General features: G+C 65.6%; 15 protein-coding genes. 4 read left to right on the plus strand and 11 right to left on the minus strand.

Annotated elements, in window-relative coordinates; genetic code table 11:
* Positions 1 to 69: 69 nt before the first annotated feature.
* The 10 genes from TSB10GB4_RS12060 to TSB10GB4_RS12105 all read right to left on the minus strand — a co-directional run bounded on the left by TSB10GB4_RS12060 (position 70) and on the right by TSB10GB4_RS12105 (position 10844).
* Positions 70 to 1653 (minus strand): MFS transporter, encoded by a 1584-nt coding sequence (locus TSB10GB4_RS12060; RefSeq protein ID WP_186395955.1) that lies wholly within the window; start codon positions 1651 to 1653, stop codon positions 70 to 72.
* Positions 1654 to 1700: 47 nt separating this feature from the next.
* Positions 1701 to 3551 carry an amidohydrolase gene (locus TSB10GB4_RS12065; protein ID WP_186395956.1) on the minus strand — a complete coding sequence of 617 codons (1851 nt, stop codon included), beginning with the start codon at positions 3549 to 3551 and terminating at the stop codon, positions 1701 to 1703.
* 178 nt (positions 3552 to 3729) lie between these two features.
* Positions 3730 to 4419 (minus strand): hydrolase, encoded by a 690-nt coding sequence (locus tag TSB10GB4_RS12070; protein WP_186395957.1) that lies wholly within the window; start codon positions 4417 to 4419, stop codon positions 3730 to 3732.
* Between the two features lie 40 nt (positions 4420 to 4459).
* Positions 4460 to 4711, minus strand: a complete 252-nt coding sequence (locus TSB10GB4_RS12075) for a DUF1427 family protein (RefSeq protein WP_186395958.1) — start codon at positions 4709 to 4711, stop codon at positions 4460 to 4462.
* Between the two features lie 711 nt (positions 4712 to 5422).
* Positions 5423 to 6139 carry a GntR family transcriptional regulator gene (locus TSB10GB4_RS12080; RefSeq protein WP_186395959.1) on the minus strand — a complete coding sequence of 239 codons (717 nt, stop codon included), beginning with the start codon at positions 6137 to 6139 and terminating at the stop codon, positions 5423 to 5425.
* A gap of 68 nt (positions 6140 to 6207) precedes the next feature.
* Positions 6208 to 7491 (minus strand): TRAP transporter large permease, encoded by a 1284-nt coding sequence (locus TSB10GB4_RS12085; protein WP_186395960.1) that lies wholly within the window; start codon positions 7489 to 7491, stop codon positions 6208 to 6210.
* Positions 7488 to 8012, minus strand: a complete 525-nt coding sequence (locus TSB10GB4_RS12090) for a TRAP transporter small permease (RefSeq protein WP_186395961.1) — start codon at positions 8010 to 8012, stop codon at positions 7488 to 7490. Before TSB10GB4_RS12090 ends, TSB10GB4_RS12085 begins: the two co-directional genes overlap by 4 nt.
* Before the next feature lie 52 nt (positions 8013 to 8064).
* Positions 8065 to 9030 carry a TRAP transporter substrate-binding protein gene (locus tag TSB10GB4_RS12095; RefSeq protein WP_186395962.1) on the minus strand — a complete coding sequence of 322 codons (966 nt, stop codon included), beginning with the start codon at positions 9028 to 9030 and terminating at the stop codon, positions 8065 to 8067.
* A 65-nt stretch (positions 9031 to 9095) separates the two neighbouring features.
* On the minus strand, positions 9096 to 9506 hold the full coding sequence (locus tag TSB10GB4_RS12100; RefSeq protein ID WP_186387799.1) for a hypothetical protein: 411 nt from the start codon (positions 9504 to 9506) through the stop codon (positions 9096 to 9098).
* Between the two features lie 9 nt (positions 9507 to 9515).
* Positions 9516 to 10844, minus strand: a complete 1329-nt coding sequence (locus TSB10GB4_RS12105; protein ID WP_186387798.1) for an aspartate aminotransferase family protein — start codon at positions 10842 to 10844, stop codon at positions 9516 to 9518.
* Positions 10845 to 10981: 137 nt separating this feature from the next.
* Here TSB10GB4_RS12105 and TSB10GB4_RS12110 point away from each other — a divergent pair, with 137 nt between their 5' ends.
* The 4 genes from TSB10GB4_RS12110 (at position 10982) to TSB10GB4_RS12125 (ending at position 15072) form a co-directional block, all read left to right on the plus strand.
* Positions 10982 to 11524, plus strand: coding sequence for a putative glycolipid-binding domain-containing protein (locus tag TSB10GB4_RS12110; RefSeq protein WP_186387797.1), 543 nt, complete (start codon positions 10982 to 10984; stop codon positions 11522 to 11524).
* 15 nt (positions 11525 to 11539) lie between these two features.
* Positions 11540 to 12826, plus strand: coding sequence for a ribulose-bisphosphate carboxylase large subunit family protein (locus TSB10GB4_RS12115; protein WP_186395963.1), 1287 nt, complete (start codon positions 11540 to 11542; stop codon positions 12824 to 12826).
* Complete coding sequence (locus TSB10GB4_RS12120; protein ID WP_186395964.1) at positions 12819 to 14126, plus strand: four-carbon acid sugar kinase family protein; 1308 nt, start codon at positions 12819 to 12821, stop codon at positions 14124 to 14126. The genes TSB10GB4_RS12115 and TSB10GB4_RS12120 overlap by 8 nt, the downstream gene beginning before the upstream one ends.
* 490 nt (positions 14127 to 14616) lie before the next feature.
* Positions 14617 to 15072: a hypothetical protein gene (locus tag TSB10GB4_RS12125; RefSeq protein WP_186395965.1), complete on the plus strand. Its 456-nt coding sequence runs from the start codon at positions 14617 to 14619 to the stop codon at positions 15070 to 15072.
* 557 nt (positions 15073 to 15629) lie between these two features.
* Here the strand turns inward: TSB10GB4_RS12125 and TSB10GB4_RS12130 are convergent.
* Positions 15630 to 16643, minus strand: coding sequence for a fatty acid desaturase (locus TSB10GB4_RS12130; RefSeq protein ID WP_186395966.1), 1014 nt, complete (start codon positions 16641 to 16643; stop codon positions 15630 to 15632).

Below are 16643 nucleotides of genomic sequence, written 5' to 3' on the forward strand. Positions count from 1 at the left end.
TCTTCCTTTCGTGGGTTTCGAGGAAACTGCCGGGCGGCGGGACGAGCGGTTCCGCCTGCGCCCGGTCGGTCATAGCGGCCTCAACAGATGCCGCACGACGGGCGGCCGGTCGCCGACATGGAAGGCCTGGAGCAGTTGCTGATCGAGTTGGTCGGCATGGGTCACGCGGGCATGCTGGCGCTGGTGCTCGACCCAGCTCTCGACGACGAAGCTCTCGATGACGCGCCCCGGCTCGGCGACGTCCTCCCAGACATCCCAGCGGATGGCGCCGTCACGCTGCCGCGACGACCGGAAATCGCGCAGGGCGGCGACGAAGTCGGCAAGGCGCGCGGGCTCGATCCGATATTCGATCTCGATGAGAACCGGCCCGCGGTCGTCCGCCGGCTGCACGAAGACCACCGGTTCCGCCCAATGGTTCGAGGGCGCCAGGTCGTTGGCCTGCTCCTGCGGCAGGCGCCAGCGGAAGGCCAGGACCAGCGCCGCCGCCTGCCCGGCGGCCGCCAGCAGCAGAGCGGTGGGGACACTGGTAGAGGCAGCGACCGAGCCCCACAGGATGCTGCCACCCGCCATGGCGCCCTGGAACACCAGGATATAGACGGCGAGCGAGCGCGCCTTCACCCATCCGGGCGAGGCCATCTGCGCCGCGACATTGAGCGAGGTCAGCATTCCGATCCAGGCAAGGCCGGCGGAAAACATCACCGCCCCGGCGATCCAGGCATTGGCGGCAAGCGCCAGCGCCAGGGTCGACAGGGCAAAGAACAGCGTCGCCCCGACGGAGATGGTGTTGGCGGGAACCCTTTTGCGCAGCCGCTTCAGCAGGATCGCGCCGACAGCGGCGCCGGCCCCCATGCAGCCGAGCAGGGCACCGTAGCCGGCCGCATCGAGCCCCAGTCCGCGCCGCGCGATCAGCGGCAGCATCGCCCAGAGCGCGCTTGCGAACAGGAAGAAGCCCACCGCCCGCACCAGCACGAGACGCATCGCCGGCGAATGGCGCGTGTAGCGGTATCCCGCCTTCAGCGCGCCGAAAAAGTGCTCGGGCGGCAGGGCGTGAACGGTTCGCGGGCGCTGCCAGGTGTAGAGGACGGCCAGCACGGCCACGATCGAAACCGCGTTCAACGCGAAGACGGCCGGTGTTCCGGCAAGAGCGACGATGACCCCGCCGAGCGCCGGCCCGATCGCGCGCGAGATGTTGACGCCAAGACTGTTCAGCGCGATGGCGTCCGGCAAGGCCTGCTTGTCCACCAGCTCGGGCACGATCGCCTGGAACACCGGCGCACTCAGCGCGGCCGCAATGCCCAGCATGAAGGTGCCCGCCAGCAGCACTTCGGGAGTGACGAGGTCGAGCAGGGTCAGGACCGCCAGCAGCGCGGCCGCGAGAAGGCCGAGCAATTGCGCCGCCATCAGCATCCTGCGGCGGTCGACGATGTCGGCGAGGGCGCCGGCGGGAAGCGCCAGCAGGAACATCGGCAGCGTCGTCGCCGCCTGCACCAGCGCGACGAGCAGCGGGCTCGGCGACAGCGAGGTCATCAGCCAGCCGGCGCCGACATCGTGCATCCAGGTGCCGACATTGGAGACGACCGTGGCGATCCACAGCGCCCGGAAGACGGGGAAGCCAAGCGGCCCGACTGTCGTTTCCTGCCGTGTCTCGCTCATGGCGGGCTCCTCGTTTGTCCTGAGGGTAAGGTTCGGTGCGGCCGGGGTCAGACCGCCCAGCAGCCGCATCCGAGAGCGCCCCAGAAGGTGCGGGCGTCCGACGCCGGCACGCTTGCGCCAAGCGCCGCGGCGTGGTCGTGCCCGTGCACCGCGCAACCACTCGCGCAGCCGCAGTTCATCATCATCCGGGCGCGGGTTTGCGTTGTCCGGTGGTAGCCACCGAAGGTCGCGACCGGCGACCAGTTCGGCATCGGCGCGGGAAGATCCGGCGCGAGGCGCCCGTAATCGCCGTCTCCATGCACGACCTTGCCGCCGAGAAGGGTCAGGACCGACCGCAGGTGGACGATGTCGCTTTCCGGGACGGAGAAGTAATCCTCGGACAGCAGGGCAAGGTCGGCGAGCTGCCCCGCCCTGATCTGACCTTTCCTGCCTTGCTCGTTGGAAAACCAGGCGTTCGCTTCAGTCCACAGCCGCAATGCGGTCTCGCGGTCGAGACGATTGTGCTGCGGGTAGAGGGCGAGTCCACCAACGGTCCTCGAGGTCACCAGCCAGGAGAGCGACACCCATGGATTGTAGCTGGCGACGCGGGTCGCGTCGGTGCCGGCGCCCAGCGCCACGCCCGCTTCCATGATCCGGCGGATCGGCGGCGTGCGCTCGGCGGCCTTTGCCCCGTAGCGTTCGACGAAGTATTCGCCCTGGAACGCCATGCGGTGCTGTACGGCAATGCCGCCGCCGAGCGCGGCGATCCGGTCGATGTTGCGGTCGGTGATCGTTTCGGCGTGGTCGAAGAACCAGTTGATGCCGGAGAGCGGAATGTCGCGGTTGACCTTCTCGAACACGTCGAGCGCGCGGTCGATGGTTTCATCGTAAGTGGCATGCAGCCGCCAGGGCCAGCGGTTTTCCGCAAGCAGACGAATGACGGGCTCCAGATCGGCTTCCATATCCGGCGGCATATCCGGACGCTCGGCGCGGAAATCCTCGAAATCGGCGGCGGAATAGACGAGCATCTCGCCGGCGCCGTTGTGGCGGTAGACATCGTCGCCCTGTCCGGGCGAGACCTGGCTGACCCAGGAGGAGAAATCCGCCAGTTCCTCCTTGGGCTTCTGGGTGAAGAGGTTGTAGCTGACGCGGACCGTCATCTGGCCGTCGGCGTGAAGCCTCTCGATGATCTCGTAGTCGTCGGGATAGTTCTGGAAACCGCCGCCGGCGTCGATCACGCTGGTCACCCCGAGACTGTTCAGCTCGCGCATGAAATGGCGGGACGAATTGATCTGGTAGTCGGAGTCCAGTTTCGGCCCCTTGGCCAGCGTCGAATAGAGGATCGTTGCATTGGGCTGCGCCAGCAGCAGGCCGGTGGGATTGCCGGCGCCATCCCTGACGATCTCGCCGCCGGGAGGATTGGGCGTGTCCCTGGTGTAGCCGACGACACGCAGGGCGGCCGCGTTGAGCAGCGCGCGATCGTAGAGATGCAGAATGAAGACGGGCGTATCGGGCGCGACGGCGTTGATTTCCTCAAGCGTCGGGAGGCGTTTTTCCGCGAACTGGTGCTCGGTGAAGCCGCCGACGACGCGCACCCATTGCGGCGCCGGCGTCCGGTCGACCTGCCGCTTCAGCATCGCCATCGCATCGGAAAGCGACGGGACCCCGTCCCAGCGAAGCTCCATATTGTAGTTCAGCCCGCCGCGGATCACATGGGTGTGGCTGTCGATCAGCCCCGGGATCAGCCGCCGCCCTTTCGCGTCGATGATCGCGGCGTCCGGCGCGGCGGCCCGCACCTCCGCTTCCGTGCCCACGGCGAGGAACCTGCCGTCCCGGATGGCCACGGCATCCGCCGAGGGGTTCTGCCGATCGAGGGTCGTCACCCTGGCGTTGACGATGATCAGGTCGCTGGCGGTCATGGCTTTCTCCTTGGCGGCGCGTCCCGTCCGCGAGCAACCGGCCGCAGCCGCATCGCCCAAAAACGTCGCGGCGATGCAGCGGATGGCGTGTGAACGGGGCCGCGATCCTGCCCACAGGCACGGTGGCTGGTTCCGGCGGCTGATCCGGGGGGCGGCCGGTCCAGCCGGCTCGCATCCGTCAGACGGCGGGCTTGGGAGGAACGACCGGGCCGTGCGCCGCGCGCTCGGGAGCCTTGTGGACCATGGTGTAGGCGTAATCGACGCCCATGCCATAGGCTCCGGAATGCTCCCGCACGATGGCCATGACGGCGTCGTAGGTGTCGCGCCGCGCCCAGTCGCGCTGCCATTCGAGGAGGACCTGCTGCCAGGTAACGGGCACGATCCCGGCCTGCACCATGCGATCCATGGCATAGGTGTGCGCGTCGAGCGAGGTTCCGCCCGAGGCGTCGGCCACCATGTAGATGTCATAGTCGGTATCGGCGAGGCAGGAGAGCGCGAAGGTGCAGTTGCAGACTTCGGTCCACAGACCCGAGACGACGATCTTCCTGCGCCCGTCCGCCGCATTGGCTGCAAGCGCCTCGCGGACCTTCAGATCGTCCCAGGAGTTCATCGACGTGCGCTCCAGAATGGGAGCCTCGGGAAACACCGACAGCAGTTCGGGAAAGGTCGGCCCCGAGAAGCTCTCGGTCTCCACCGTCGTGATCGTCGTCGGAATCCTGAAGGCCTTCGCCGCCTTGGCAAGGCCCACGACATTGTTCTTCAGGGCCTGCCGGTCGATGGACTGGACACCGAAGGCCATCTGCGGCTGCTGATCGATGAAGATGAGCTGGCTGTTCGAAGGGGTTAGAACCTGTAGCTTGCTGGACATCTGCATTCGCTTCCGTGTGAGGGGAGAACCGGCCGGCAGCTCAGGCGACGTCGTCTTTCTTCGCTGTCTCGCCGGGGCGCCGAAGGGCGAAGGATTTTTCGTGCAGCACCGTCTGGACGACGTTCGAGTGACCCTTGAGCCACTGCACGCCCGCCTCGCCGGCAAGCATCCCTAAGAGGCCGAGCAAGGCGATGATCGGGGGCGCGGGCGATCGAACGGACACGAGGCCATAGAGCACGCCGATCCCGAGGCCGACGACCAGCGAAAAAACGTAGGGTTGCAGTTGGCCCATGATCGATGTCCCCGCGCAGGTCCCTTGGTCCGAGTGCCGGCCGGTGCCCGAGGAGACGGGCGCCGCCGCGCCACAACCGCTGCCACGAAGGCGCCGGAAGGGGTGCGGCACAATGGCAGGTTGGCTTTCGGGCAGGTTGGTTTTGCGGGGCTGACTCTACTGCCCGCGCCCGAGTGCCGCGGCGCAGGACCTGCGATGACGGTGCCGATCTTGCGGGCTCTTGCCGAGGGAAAGCCGCGAGGCCGTCCAGACCGGGGCTGCCGATGCGGAGTGCCGGGCCGGCGGAAGCGATCCAGACCGGTCCCGCAACACAGGGAGCCCGCGCGACGCGGTCATCCGCGGCGCCGGCAGCCTGGCTGATGCTCCAGAGCTCTTTCCGATCAGGTGGAATCACCTGATCGATAAGAAATCGCTCCAAATTCAATACCTTGAGCATATTCTTGTCGTTCAGATCGGTTCGATCTGAACGGAATATGCTCTAGACGCGCTTCCTGGCCAGCAAGCAGGGGGCCGCTGCGCTCCATTCCTGGTCTCTGCGCGCAGCGGAACGTCCGCGCTCGAACAGGCCGCCAGGCGACCACAGGCCGTTGAACCGAGCCATGGCCGAGCGCCGCCGTCTCTTCGCTGTCTTGCAGAAGGGCGACTTCCCGTTCTCTCGGAGCGCGATACCGGCGGCCGCCTGATCGGACGGCCTCGCCGATCAGGCGGCCGTCATCGGCGAGACCCCGCTCGGCGCAGCGCCTTCCCTTCGGGTTCAGGCGCTTCCGCCGCCATGTGCCGGGCAAGTGCCTTGCCATCCGGATTGTTGTGAATGCTCGACAGTTGCGCCGCCGCGGCCGCATCGCCGCTCAGCACCGCGTCGGCAATTGGCTCGTGGAGCGGGATCATGTCGGCAAACAGATCGCTATGCATGGGTTCGGTGAGGGTCATGAACAGCCGGATCTGGCTTTCCAGAAGCCCGTACATCTGGATCAGTCTCTTGTGCCGCGACATGGCGACGATCTGCCGATGGAAGGCAATGTCCGCCTCCATGCAGGCGCGCTTGTCGCGGCGCGTCACCGCCCGCCGCATGTCCTCCATGGTCTTCTTCAGTCGGCTGGCATCCTCGTCCGTCAGGTTCCGGGCCGCGAGTTCGGCCGCCAGCGCCTCGAGAGAATTGCGCAACGAGCACAGTTCGAGGGCGTCCACTGCGCTGAGCCCGGCCACGAACATGCCGCGGCGCGGACGGAACTCGACCAGGCCTTCGTTCTGAAGATGGCGAAGAGCCGAGCGGACGGTTCCATTGCTCACCTCGAACTCCTGCCCCAGGTCGGCCTCCACGAGATGCGTGCCGGTGGTCAGCGTCCCGGAGAGAATCTTCTCACGAATCCCCTCCGCGACGACTTCATCGAGACCGGGACGCCCAGAGACAGCTTTGGTGCGCGCCATGCCGCATGCCTTCCTATCGACAATAATTAATTATTCTAGCCGATTGGCCGGCCAAATGCACCGCGTTTCTACGGCATCCCCAGGGCATTCGGCAGCCAAAGCACGGTGGCCGGCACATATGTGATCAGCAGCAGCACCGCCAGAATGATCGCGATGATCGGCAAGCTCTCCCGCACGACCTGGCCCATCGGCGCGCGCGAAATCGACTGGGTGATCAGGAGATTGAGGCCGATAGGCGGGTGAATCAGTCCGATCATGAGATTGAGCACGACCACCAGCCCGAAATGGACCGGGTCGATGCCATAGGCGAGAGCGGCGGGCAGGAAAATCGGCACCAGGATGATGGTGGCGGGCGTCGAGTCGAGGAAGATGCCGGCAACGAGGAAGATGATGTTGACCAGCAGCAGGAAGCCGTGCGGACCGAGATCGGCCGCCTGCAGATGCGCCTGGATATCCCGGGGAATGCCGTTGACGACGATCAGATAGGCAACAAACGAGCTGATGCCGACGATCAGCATGATATTGGCCGTCTGCAGGGCGGCGTCGGTCAGCATCCCGGGAAACTGGCGCCACTGGAATTCACGGTGGATCACCCAGCCGACGAACAGGGCGTAGAAGACCAGCACCGCGCCCAGTTCGGTGACCGTGAAGAGGCCGCCCTTGGCCCCGAGTGCAAGCAGCAGCGGCATGCTCAGCGCCCAGAGGCTGACCCGGAACTTCCGGCCGATCTCGGTCCAGGCGATGCTCCCGCGCGCCGCCAGCCGCTTGCGCCTGGCGACATAGGTGACATAGGCGATCAGCGCCGCGGCGATGATGAAACCGGGGATATAGGCGCCGACGAAGAGCTTCATGATCGAGACCTGGGCGATCACCCCGTAGATCACCAGCGGAATGCTGGGCGGGATGATCGGGCCGAGCACGGCCGCGCCCGCGGTGAAGGCCGCCGCGAAGGCGGGCGAGTAGCCTTCCTTCTTCATCTCGGGGATCAGCAGGGCGCCGCTCGCCGCCGCATCGGCGACCGAGGAGCCGGAAATGCCGGAGAGGAACACGTTGGTCCCGACATTGACCACGCCGGAGCTTCCCCGCACCCGCCCGAGCGCGCTGGCGAACAGGTCGATGACGCGCGTGGTGACGCCGCCGCTGTTCATGATCGCCGCCGACAGGATGAAGAAGGGGATCGCCAGCAGCGGAAAGGAATCGATCCCGTTCACCAGCTTCTGGGCCAGCAGGACGCCCGGCGTTCCCCACAGGGCGACAATGACGAGCGCGGCAACGCCCATGGCAACGGCGATCGGCACGGACAGCAGCGTGAGGACGAAGAAGACGGCGGACAGTACCGCGAGCATGGTCATGGGCGGATTTCCTCAGGTGACGAGGGCGGAAGGGACGCGGCCGGGGAGACGAGACGGCGCGTGAACAGGCGCTCGATGATGAAGAACAGGCCAAGCGCGCCAAAGACGATCGGTGGCAGATAGAACCACCGATAGGACAGCCCCGTCGCCGGGGCGATCTTGCCGGAGGCCATCTGGATCAACTGCCAGGCGTAGTGGCTGAGGAAGACCAGCAGCAGCGCGGTGAGCGCATCCGTTCCCAGCCCGAGCGCGCCGCGGGCCCTTGGGCTCATCCGATGCTGGACGACATCGATGAGGATCAGGTCGCGCATCGAGACCAGCAGCGCGGCACCGCAAAAGACCATCCAGATCATCAGCAGGCGGCAGATTTCCGCGAGCTGATGGGTGGCGCCGTGAGTGACATAGCGTGCGACCACCTGAAAGGAGACCAGCACGATGATGGCGAGCAGCATCAGCGCGAGCCCCTGCCGCAAAATCCAGCGCAGCGCAGCGCCGACGCGAATGATGATGATATGAGACATGAGTTCCTCCCGCGCGGCTCCCGGCAAGACGGCGCCGGGAGCCGCCGTTCAATCAGTTCACCAGGCGGAACCGGTCGATGATGGGCTGGAGCGCTCCGTCGTGCCTGGCTTCGGCCGCGCGCCTGGCGAACTCCTCGAGATCGGGTGCGTGGACGACGAGGCCGTTCGCCTGCAGCTCGCCGATGAGCTGCTGGCTGCTCTCCTGGGTATAGGCGCGATACCAGTCGGCACTCGCATCCGCCGCCGTCTCGAACGCCGCCTTCACGGGAGCGTCGAGCCCGGCGTACCAGGGGGCGTTGCAGATGAACGCCATCGTCTCGGCCATGTGGTTGGTGACGACGAGGTGTTTCGCCACCTCGAAGAAACGATGATCCTTGATGGCGACCAGCGGCTGCTCAAGACCATCGACCACCCCCTGCTGGAGCGCGGCATAGGTTTCCTCAAAGGCGATCGACGTCGGATTGACGCCGAGTGCTGCAATGGAGGTCACATAGGCCGGAATGCCGGGCGCGCGCACCTTCATGCCCTGAAGGTCGGCGAGGCTGTCCGCCGGCTTCTTGACCAGAAACTGCCGGAACCCGCGAAACCCCGGACCGACGACCTGGAAGCCCGAGTCCTCGGCAATGGACTCGATCACCGCCTTGCCCGCCGGCCCGCGCCAGATGCGGAAGAAATGGTCCTCATCGCGATAGAGATAGGCGACGCCTTCGATGTTGGAGATCGGGCTGAACGAGCCGAGGACGCCGACGCTCTCATACATGCATTCGAGAACGCCGCCCTTCACCTGCTCGACCATCTCGCTCCAGGTGCCGAGCTGCGAAGCCGGGAAAATCTCCACCGAGACGCTGCCGCCAAGCTCCTTCTCCAGGTTGGCCTTGAACAGCTCGATCACCTTGGTGTCCGGCCCCTCGGGCGTGCCGGTGCCGCCGATGCGGATGCGGGTCTGTGCCTCGGCCGGCAGCCCGGCCGACAGGGCGAGGGCGCATGCAACAACGAACGTCTTGAGCTGTGACTTCATAACTATCCCCTTCCGGTTTTGCTTTGTCTTTGAGATCAGCCGCCGCTGGGGCGGGCATGTTCGGGTCAGTTCGTCCGGCGCTCTGGCGCGACGAGCTCACTCAGCACCGTTTGCAGACGGGTGCCGGGGCGCAGCCCGAGCTTCCTGGCCGCCTGGTTCACGTCGGAGATGACGCCGTTGTCCCAGGTGTCCCGGGAATCGCCGATGCGGGCGCTGGTGTGGGCGATGACGCCGGCGGCGATCCCGCGCTCGTCGAGCATGGCGAGCGCCACGGCTCCGGCGTTCTCCTTGCCGAAGCCGGCATCGTTGAAGAACACCGCGCCGACCGGGACGGCGAGGGCGAATTCTCCCGAACTCGCCCCGCCATGCGAGGCGGAGACGACGATGGCGCCTTCATCATCCGGCGTCAGCTTGGTGATGGAGTCCATCACGACGACACGGCCCTTCGAGCCGTGGCAGACTTCAGCTTTCAACATGGCTTTTCCTCATGCGTCGGTTCGGGCGATGGCCGTCAGGGAGCCGTCGAGGGCGTCGACGATCTGGTCGATCTGGTCTTCGGTGATGACGAACGGGGGGCTGATCTGGATATGATCGCCGCCGCGCCCGTAGTTGGCGCCTGCAACACCGGGATTGATGATGACGTTTCGCAGGCGCATCTGCGCTGCCAGGCGCGCGGTGAACTGCTCGCTCTCGGCGAAGGGCCGGCGCGAGGCGCGGTCGGCCACGAATTCCAGGCCGGCGAACAGCCCGCGTCCGCGCACCTCGCCGATGCAGGCGTGGCGCTGCTGCAGCGCTTCCAGCCGCGCGAACAGATAGGCCCCCGTCTTGCCGGGCCTCTCGAACAGGCCCTCGCGGGTCATGATCTCGAAGACCTGCTGGCCCATGAAGCAGGCGGCGGGGTGGCCGCTATAGGTGAAGCCATGCACGAAGCGGCGTTTGCTGGTGCGGAAGAATTCGGTGATCTCGTCGCTGATGATCGTCGCGCCGAGGGCGGCGTAGCCGCTGGCGATCGCCTTGCCGGCGGTGATCATGTCGGGTGTCACGCCCCATTCCTGGATCGCGAAGGGCCGGCCGGTGCGGCCATAGCCGGTGAGCACTTCGTCGGCGACGAACAGCACGCCGTAGCGGTCGCAGATCTCGCGGATGCGCCGGTAATAATCCGCATGCGGCACGACGCCGGAGCAAGTGGTGCCGACGATCGGCTCGGCAAAGAAGGCGGAGACGGTCTCCGGCCCTTCCAGCAGGATCGCCTTCTCCAACTCGTCGGCGCAGGCAAGCGAACAGCCGCCGTGCCTGGCGCACAAGCCGCACCGATATTCGTAAGGCGGGGGAATATGCACCACCGGCAACAGATAGGGATCGTAAGGCTGCCGCCAGCTCGTGCGGCCGGAGATCGAGAGGGTGGCGATGGTGACGCCATGATAGCTCTGCCAACGCGCGATGATCTTGTGACGGCGCGGCTCTCCCCGTTCGATGTGGTACTGCCGGGCAAGCTTCAGCGCCGTCTCGTTCGCTTCCGAACCCCCCGACGAGAAATAGACCGATCCCATCCCGGGCGGGGCGACGGACAGTATCGAAGCCGCGAACCGCTCCTGCCACGGATTTGAGAAGCCGGCGTTGTAGACGAAAGTGACGCGATCGCCGGCATCGGCCAGCGCCTCGGCGATCTCCGTGCGGCCATGGCCGATGCCGACGACACCCGCGCTTCCCATCGCATCAAGGTGGCGATTGCCCTCTTCATCGAAGAGGTAGACGCCGGATCCGCGCGCGATGCGCAGCGGTGCCGTCGCGAAATCCCTCAGGAATACCGTCAATTTCTCAACTCCCTCGCACTCGGCCGATGGCTGTGGCGCAACATCAGGCATGACCAGATCATGCCCATCGCGATTTTTCCTTGTCAATAAAAAATAATTAATTATTGTGCAGCGAACCGATCGACAGGGAGACGGAAATGGTTACGGCACGCTGGAGAGCAGAGGACGGGCTCGGCATCGAACATGCCGACGTCGCCGTCGGGGCTTCTGAGATACGCGTCGAGAGCGTGGTGACCGGAGACCGGTTCGGTCCCTATGGCGCGCGCTACCGGTTGCACTGCACGGGCGACTGGACGGTTCGGAGCGTCGAGATCGATGTCGTCGGCGGAGCGTCTCTGCGGCTGGCGAGCGATGGCGAAGGCAATTGGAGGGACGGTGCCGGCTCGCCATTGCCGGAGCTCCAGGGGTGTATCGATGTCGACATCTCCGCCACCCCGCTCACCAACACGCTGCCCATTCGCCGGCTTCGCCTTGCTGAAGGCGCGCGTCGCGAGATCCGCGTCGTCTATATCGCAGTGCCAAGCCTCACCCTCGCGCCGGCGCTCCAGGCATATACCTGTCTGATGTCCGATCGGCGCTATCGCTACGAAGGTCTGTTTCGGCATTTCGAGACGGAGCTGGACGTCGATGGCCACGGGCTGGTGACCGACTATCCGACGCTGTTCCGCCGCGTGCTCTAGGATCGAGCCGAGACCATGAGCGACGAAAGACTTCACTGCACCTATCTCATCGAAAGCCCGATCGACATCGAAAGGGCAGCCGAGCTGCTTGCCAGCGAACAGTCGATCGGATCGTTCGTGCAGGTCCCGGGCGAGACCGACGATGTCCTGCGGCGGCACGGGGCCAGGGTCGAGGCGGTGGATCGGGTCGAGGACGGCGCATTGCCCAGCCTCGCGACCTCCTTGCCGGGGCTCGCAAGGGATATCCGCACAACCCGTGCCGTGGCACGCGTGTCATTTCCCGTCGAGAACTTCGCACCTAACCTGGCTTCGCTCTTCGCGATCCTGCTCGGCAATCTGTTCGAGCTTCAGGAACTCACCGGAATACGTCTCGAGGACGTCGAGCTTCCCGCAAGCTTCTCCGACCGCTTTCCCGGTCCCGCCTTTGGCGTAGCCGGCACGCGCTCGCTCACGGGCATCCCGACCGGCCCGATCATCGGCACCATCGTCAAGCCGAAGCTGGGCCTGCCGCCGGAGCAGATCGCCGCGCTGGTCGAGACGCTCGGCGACGCCGGTATCGACTTCATCAAGGACGACGAGTGCCTCACCGACCCGCCATCGGCTCCGTTGGCCGCACGCGTGGCGGCCGTTTCCCGCGCCCTTGACCGCGTCGCGGACCGAACCGGACGCAAGCCCATGTTCGCATTCAATGTCAGCGGAGAGTCCGACGATATGCGCCGCAGCCACGATCTTGTCGCCGCCGCCGGTGGAACCTGCATCATGGTCTCGCTCAACGCCTGCGGCCCTTCCGCGATCGGGGAGCTGAGACGCCATTCCACCCTTCCTCTCCACGGTCATCGTGCCGGCTGGGGAATGCTGACGCGCCATCCCTCGCTCGGCATCAGCTTCACCGCCTATCAGAAACTGTGGCGTCATGCGGGCGTCGATCACCTCCATGTCGGCGGACTGCAGAGCAAGTTCTTCGAGGAGGACGCCTCGGTCGCGGCCTCGGCACGGTCGTGTCTGGCGCCCCTGGGTCGGCACGCGGCTGTCATGCCGGTGTTCTCCTCGGGCCAGTGGGGCGGCCAGGCCCCGGAGACGTTCCGGCAGGTCGGCAGCGACGACCTTCTCTATCTGGCGGGCGGCGGGATCCTCGGCCATCCGCTCGGCGCTGCCGCGGGTGTTCGCGCCCTTCGCGAGGCCTGGGAGGCGGCGAAACTCGGCATTGCGCTCGATGACCATGCAGCCACCCATCCTGCTCTGGCGGCCTCAATCCAGACATTCGGACAGATCAGAACAAGACGGGGAACGGGCAATGGCTGACCTCTCACCCTCGCTCTGCTTCTATGGCGACGATTTCACGGGCTCGACGGACGCGCTCGACGCTCTCACCTCGGCGAACGTGTCGGCTGCGCTGCTCCTGGAGCCGACGGACGAGGCCATGCGCCTGCTGCCGGACGTTCAGGCCGTCGGGCTCGCCGGCATGAGCCGGGCCATGTCGCCCGATGACATGGAGGCACACCTGGCGGATGCCTTCCGTTTCCTGGCCGATCTCAATCCCCGGGTCCTGCATTACAAAGTCTGCTCGACATTCGACTCCTCGCCGACGAAGGGCAGCATCGGCAAGGCAATGGAAATCGGCCGACGCTTCTTCGGCGATCGGGCGACGCCGATTGTCGTCGGCGCCCCGGCGCTGGGTCGCTATGTCGCCTTTGGTCATCTTTTCGCTCGGGCGGGACATGCGCCCACGGTTCACCGCCTCGACCGCCACCCCGTCATGAGCCGGCATCCCGTGACGCCGATGACGGAGTCCGACCTGCGGCGGCATCTGGCCTGTCAGACCAAGCTTCCCATCGACCTTGTTTCGCTCGCCGACCTGGAAGCCGGGCACTATCCGGCTCTGGAGGCAAACGGCCGTGCCGTCCTGTTCGATACGACGTCTCCCGGTCACCTCGCCGATATTGGCGGATGGCTCGATCGCGAAAGCGCCGAAGCGCCGATCTTCTGCGTTGGGTCGAGCGCAGTGGAAACGGCCCTTGCTCCCAGGATCGGCGCTGGCGGCACGTTTCGTTCCCCACCACGCCTCGCTCAGGGACCATGCCCGGTTGCGGTGGTGTCGGGCAGTTGTTCGCCGGTGACCGCTCAGCAGATGGACGCTGCAGCGCGCAACGGCTTTGCGCTCATTCGCATCGAACCGGCGGAGCTCATGGAGGATCGTTCGATGATGGCTGCCTGTCAGAAGGCTGCCGACACCGCGACAACGGTATTGCAGACAGGCCAATCCGTCCTTGTCTATTCGGCCCGCGGACAGGCGGACTTCGGTGTCGCGGTCGACGAACGCCAACGCGGCGATCTGGAGCGCCGCATCGGTATGGCGCTTGGCAAGGTGCTCGCAACGCTCGTCGAACGCGCCGCGCTCCGGAAAGTGATCGTCGCCGGCGGCGATACATCAGGGCGTGTCGCGCGCGCCCTCGACCTCGTGGTTCTGCAGGTGGTCCACCCCCTTGCACCCGGAGCTCCCCTCTGCCAGGGCTCAAGGCGCGACGGCTCCAGGATCGAAATCGCCCTCAAAGGCGGGCAGATGGGCGGTGAGGACTTCTTCGCCCGCGCCAGAGACGCCTGAGCTTCTGAAAGCTACATGACGTTCGCGCCGGATCGGAAATCGGCCCTGACCGACGGGACCTTTCCTTTCATCCGAATCTGAAGTTCGTCACATGGAGCGGCGTGCTCTCAACGAACTTCAGATTCAAAAGGGTGACTAGCAAGCCTATGTTTCTATTGTGGTTTTCGAGTCTGAAACACGCTCGCCGGCCCGCTGCAAAACGAGGCGTATTTCAAATTCACCACACTCGTCAAAACCGGAGGAAACGACCCTTGGCAGGCCACCCCGCGGCCAAGGGCCCGGGCCTGCCGGTCGGTGACCCGGGGCACCCTCTGGCGGCCGAACACCCCGAACGATGCTGCTCCGCACCATGCCGGAAGCTGCATCTCGTAACGGAATTTCCCTGAAAAATACAACATTACGTTGCAACCATAGGATTTTATCGCTAGAATTTCAGACGTTGGAATGTAGATCTGAAATTAGTTCTTTTTGTCTGGAAGGGAGTCGGACTATGATTCTCAGCAGCTTGGTGCGCGATGATCCCAACGGATTCATCGACTTGGACAAGAACCTCGGCCGCCACATTGGCGACAAGAATGTGCAAGCCTTTCATGAAGAGGCCGGCAACCTCGCCGCGGACGTGCTGTTCGAAGACGAGTCCATGGTGAAGGAGCTCCTTCGGGACGAAGTCATCGTGACGGAGCTCAACGCCGCGCTGTATAACGTGCGCGCCAAGGCCTATGGTTTGCGGACCTTCAACGCCGACCGGGACCGGGCGATGTTCGCGGACACCCTGCACAGCGTCATGGGCAAACGCGACCAGAGCCTCGAGCGCGACATCATCCAGGCCGAACTCGTCCAGAACTCGGCCATCAACGACCGGACCATGCGCAATCCGACGGTGATGAAGGTCCTGAACGAGCGTGTTTCGGACCTGTACGAACAGTACAAGAAGAAGAAGAGGTAACCGGACGGCGCTGTCGCCGAACCGGCTCTGCGAGGGCAACGAAACACCGCAAGCCATTGGCTGTCGCAAGCCGATGGCTTGAGGGTTTGCGGCTTACAGCGAGCCAGGTCGCCATGCAAAATCGCCGGCCATGTCTTTGGTCATGGCGTTGACCTCGTCGTTGGGCATGTCGCTGACCATGGCGCCAGTCGCATCACCGGTCGCATCGCCAGTCGCATCGCCAATGGAGGCCGGCGCGCCTGGACGCCCCGTCTCTTCCCCCGTTTCTTCCTCGCCGCCGCCGCGCGTCTGCGTCTTGCGTCTGCCTCCCGCGCCCGAGCCTCGGCCTTCCCGGCTGCACCTCTCCCCTGGCCTCTGTTCTCCCCGATTTCGTTGCTCCCGGCCTCGTTCTGTCGGCCTCGTTCTCTCGGTCTCGTAGTTCCCCCTCTCGTTGCGACCCGTCGCATCTCGCGCCCGTCTCGTCTTGCTCGGCAAGGCGGGTCCAAAAAGGTCGCTCGGGCAGGGGCGCCCGGGCACGAGCCGCCGGCGCTCCGACGAGCGCGGCCGGCGGCGATCCGTCAGCCTGCCTGTTTTTCGCGGATGGACGACACCGGCCCGGACGGGAGGGCATTGTAGATGGCCTGGAACGCCTTGACCGGATTTCGCGGCGTTTCCAGCGCCGCATAGGCCGGATCGGATTTCAGGAGTTCATGCACGCGGGACAGCCGCCACTGCGGCACCCTTGGAAACAGGTGGTGGACCAGATGATAGCCCTCGCCGTGCTTCTCCCCGACCACGAGATCCCACAGCAGGCCGAACTCCCGGTTGCGGGACATCTGGATGTCGACGGGCTCCTCGGGCTCCATCAGCGGGTAGTGCTCCAGCAGTTCCGCGATCGAGCCGATCCAGGCATGGGTGGTGACCAGCGGCACCAGCCAGTAGCCCAGCAGGACCCAGAAGACGCCGGTCCACAGGGCGACGCCGATCACGAGCGCATAGGTCGCCAGCCGGACGGCGGTCTCCCACCGCTCCTCGTCGGCCGGCAGGATCCGGTGCCGGATCAGGAAGGCGATATAGCGCAACGTTCCGGCGGGGCTGACGACCCGGAAGAGATACCGGCGCAGCGAGGCCTTGCACCGCCCCGCGCCATAGAGGCCGGATGTCACGAAGAACTGGTAGTCTGGATCCTGCTCCGGATCGCCGAACAGGCTGTGATGGGCGCGAAGATGCGAGGCGACATAGCCGGTGTAGCTCTGCAGCACCGGATGTCCGCCGAACACCGCCCCGAGGACGGTTCCGGCGCGGCGGTTCTTCATGAATGTCCGGTGGCAGGCCTGGTGCAGGACGCCGGACAGCGCCCTTTGCCGACCGCCGATGAGGAAGATCGCGCACAGATACGCCGGCAGCGCCAGATAGAGCGGCAGCGAAACCCAGGCCCAGTAGGAGCCGGCCGCCGCCAGCAGGATGACGGACCAGTGTTCGAGCAGTTCCAGCGGCCCGTGCAGGTTGTCGAGCGCGTAATACGCCTGGACCCGCCGCCGCAGGTCGGCGGAAAAGGCATGCCGCCTGACCTGTTTGACCTCGCCCGCCAT

This window comes from Stappia sp. TSB10GB4 (genome assembly GCF_900185745.1).
Taxonomy (GTDB): Bacteria; Pseudomonadota; Alphaproteobacteria; order Rhizobiales; family Stappiaceae; genus Stappia.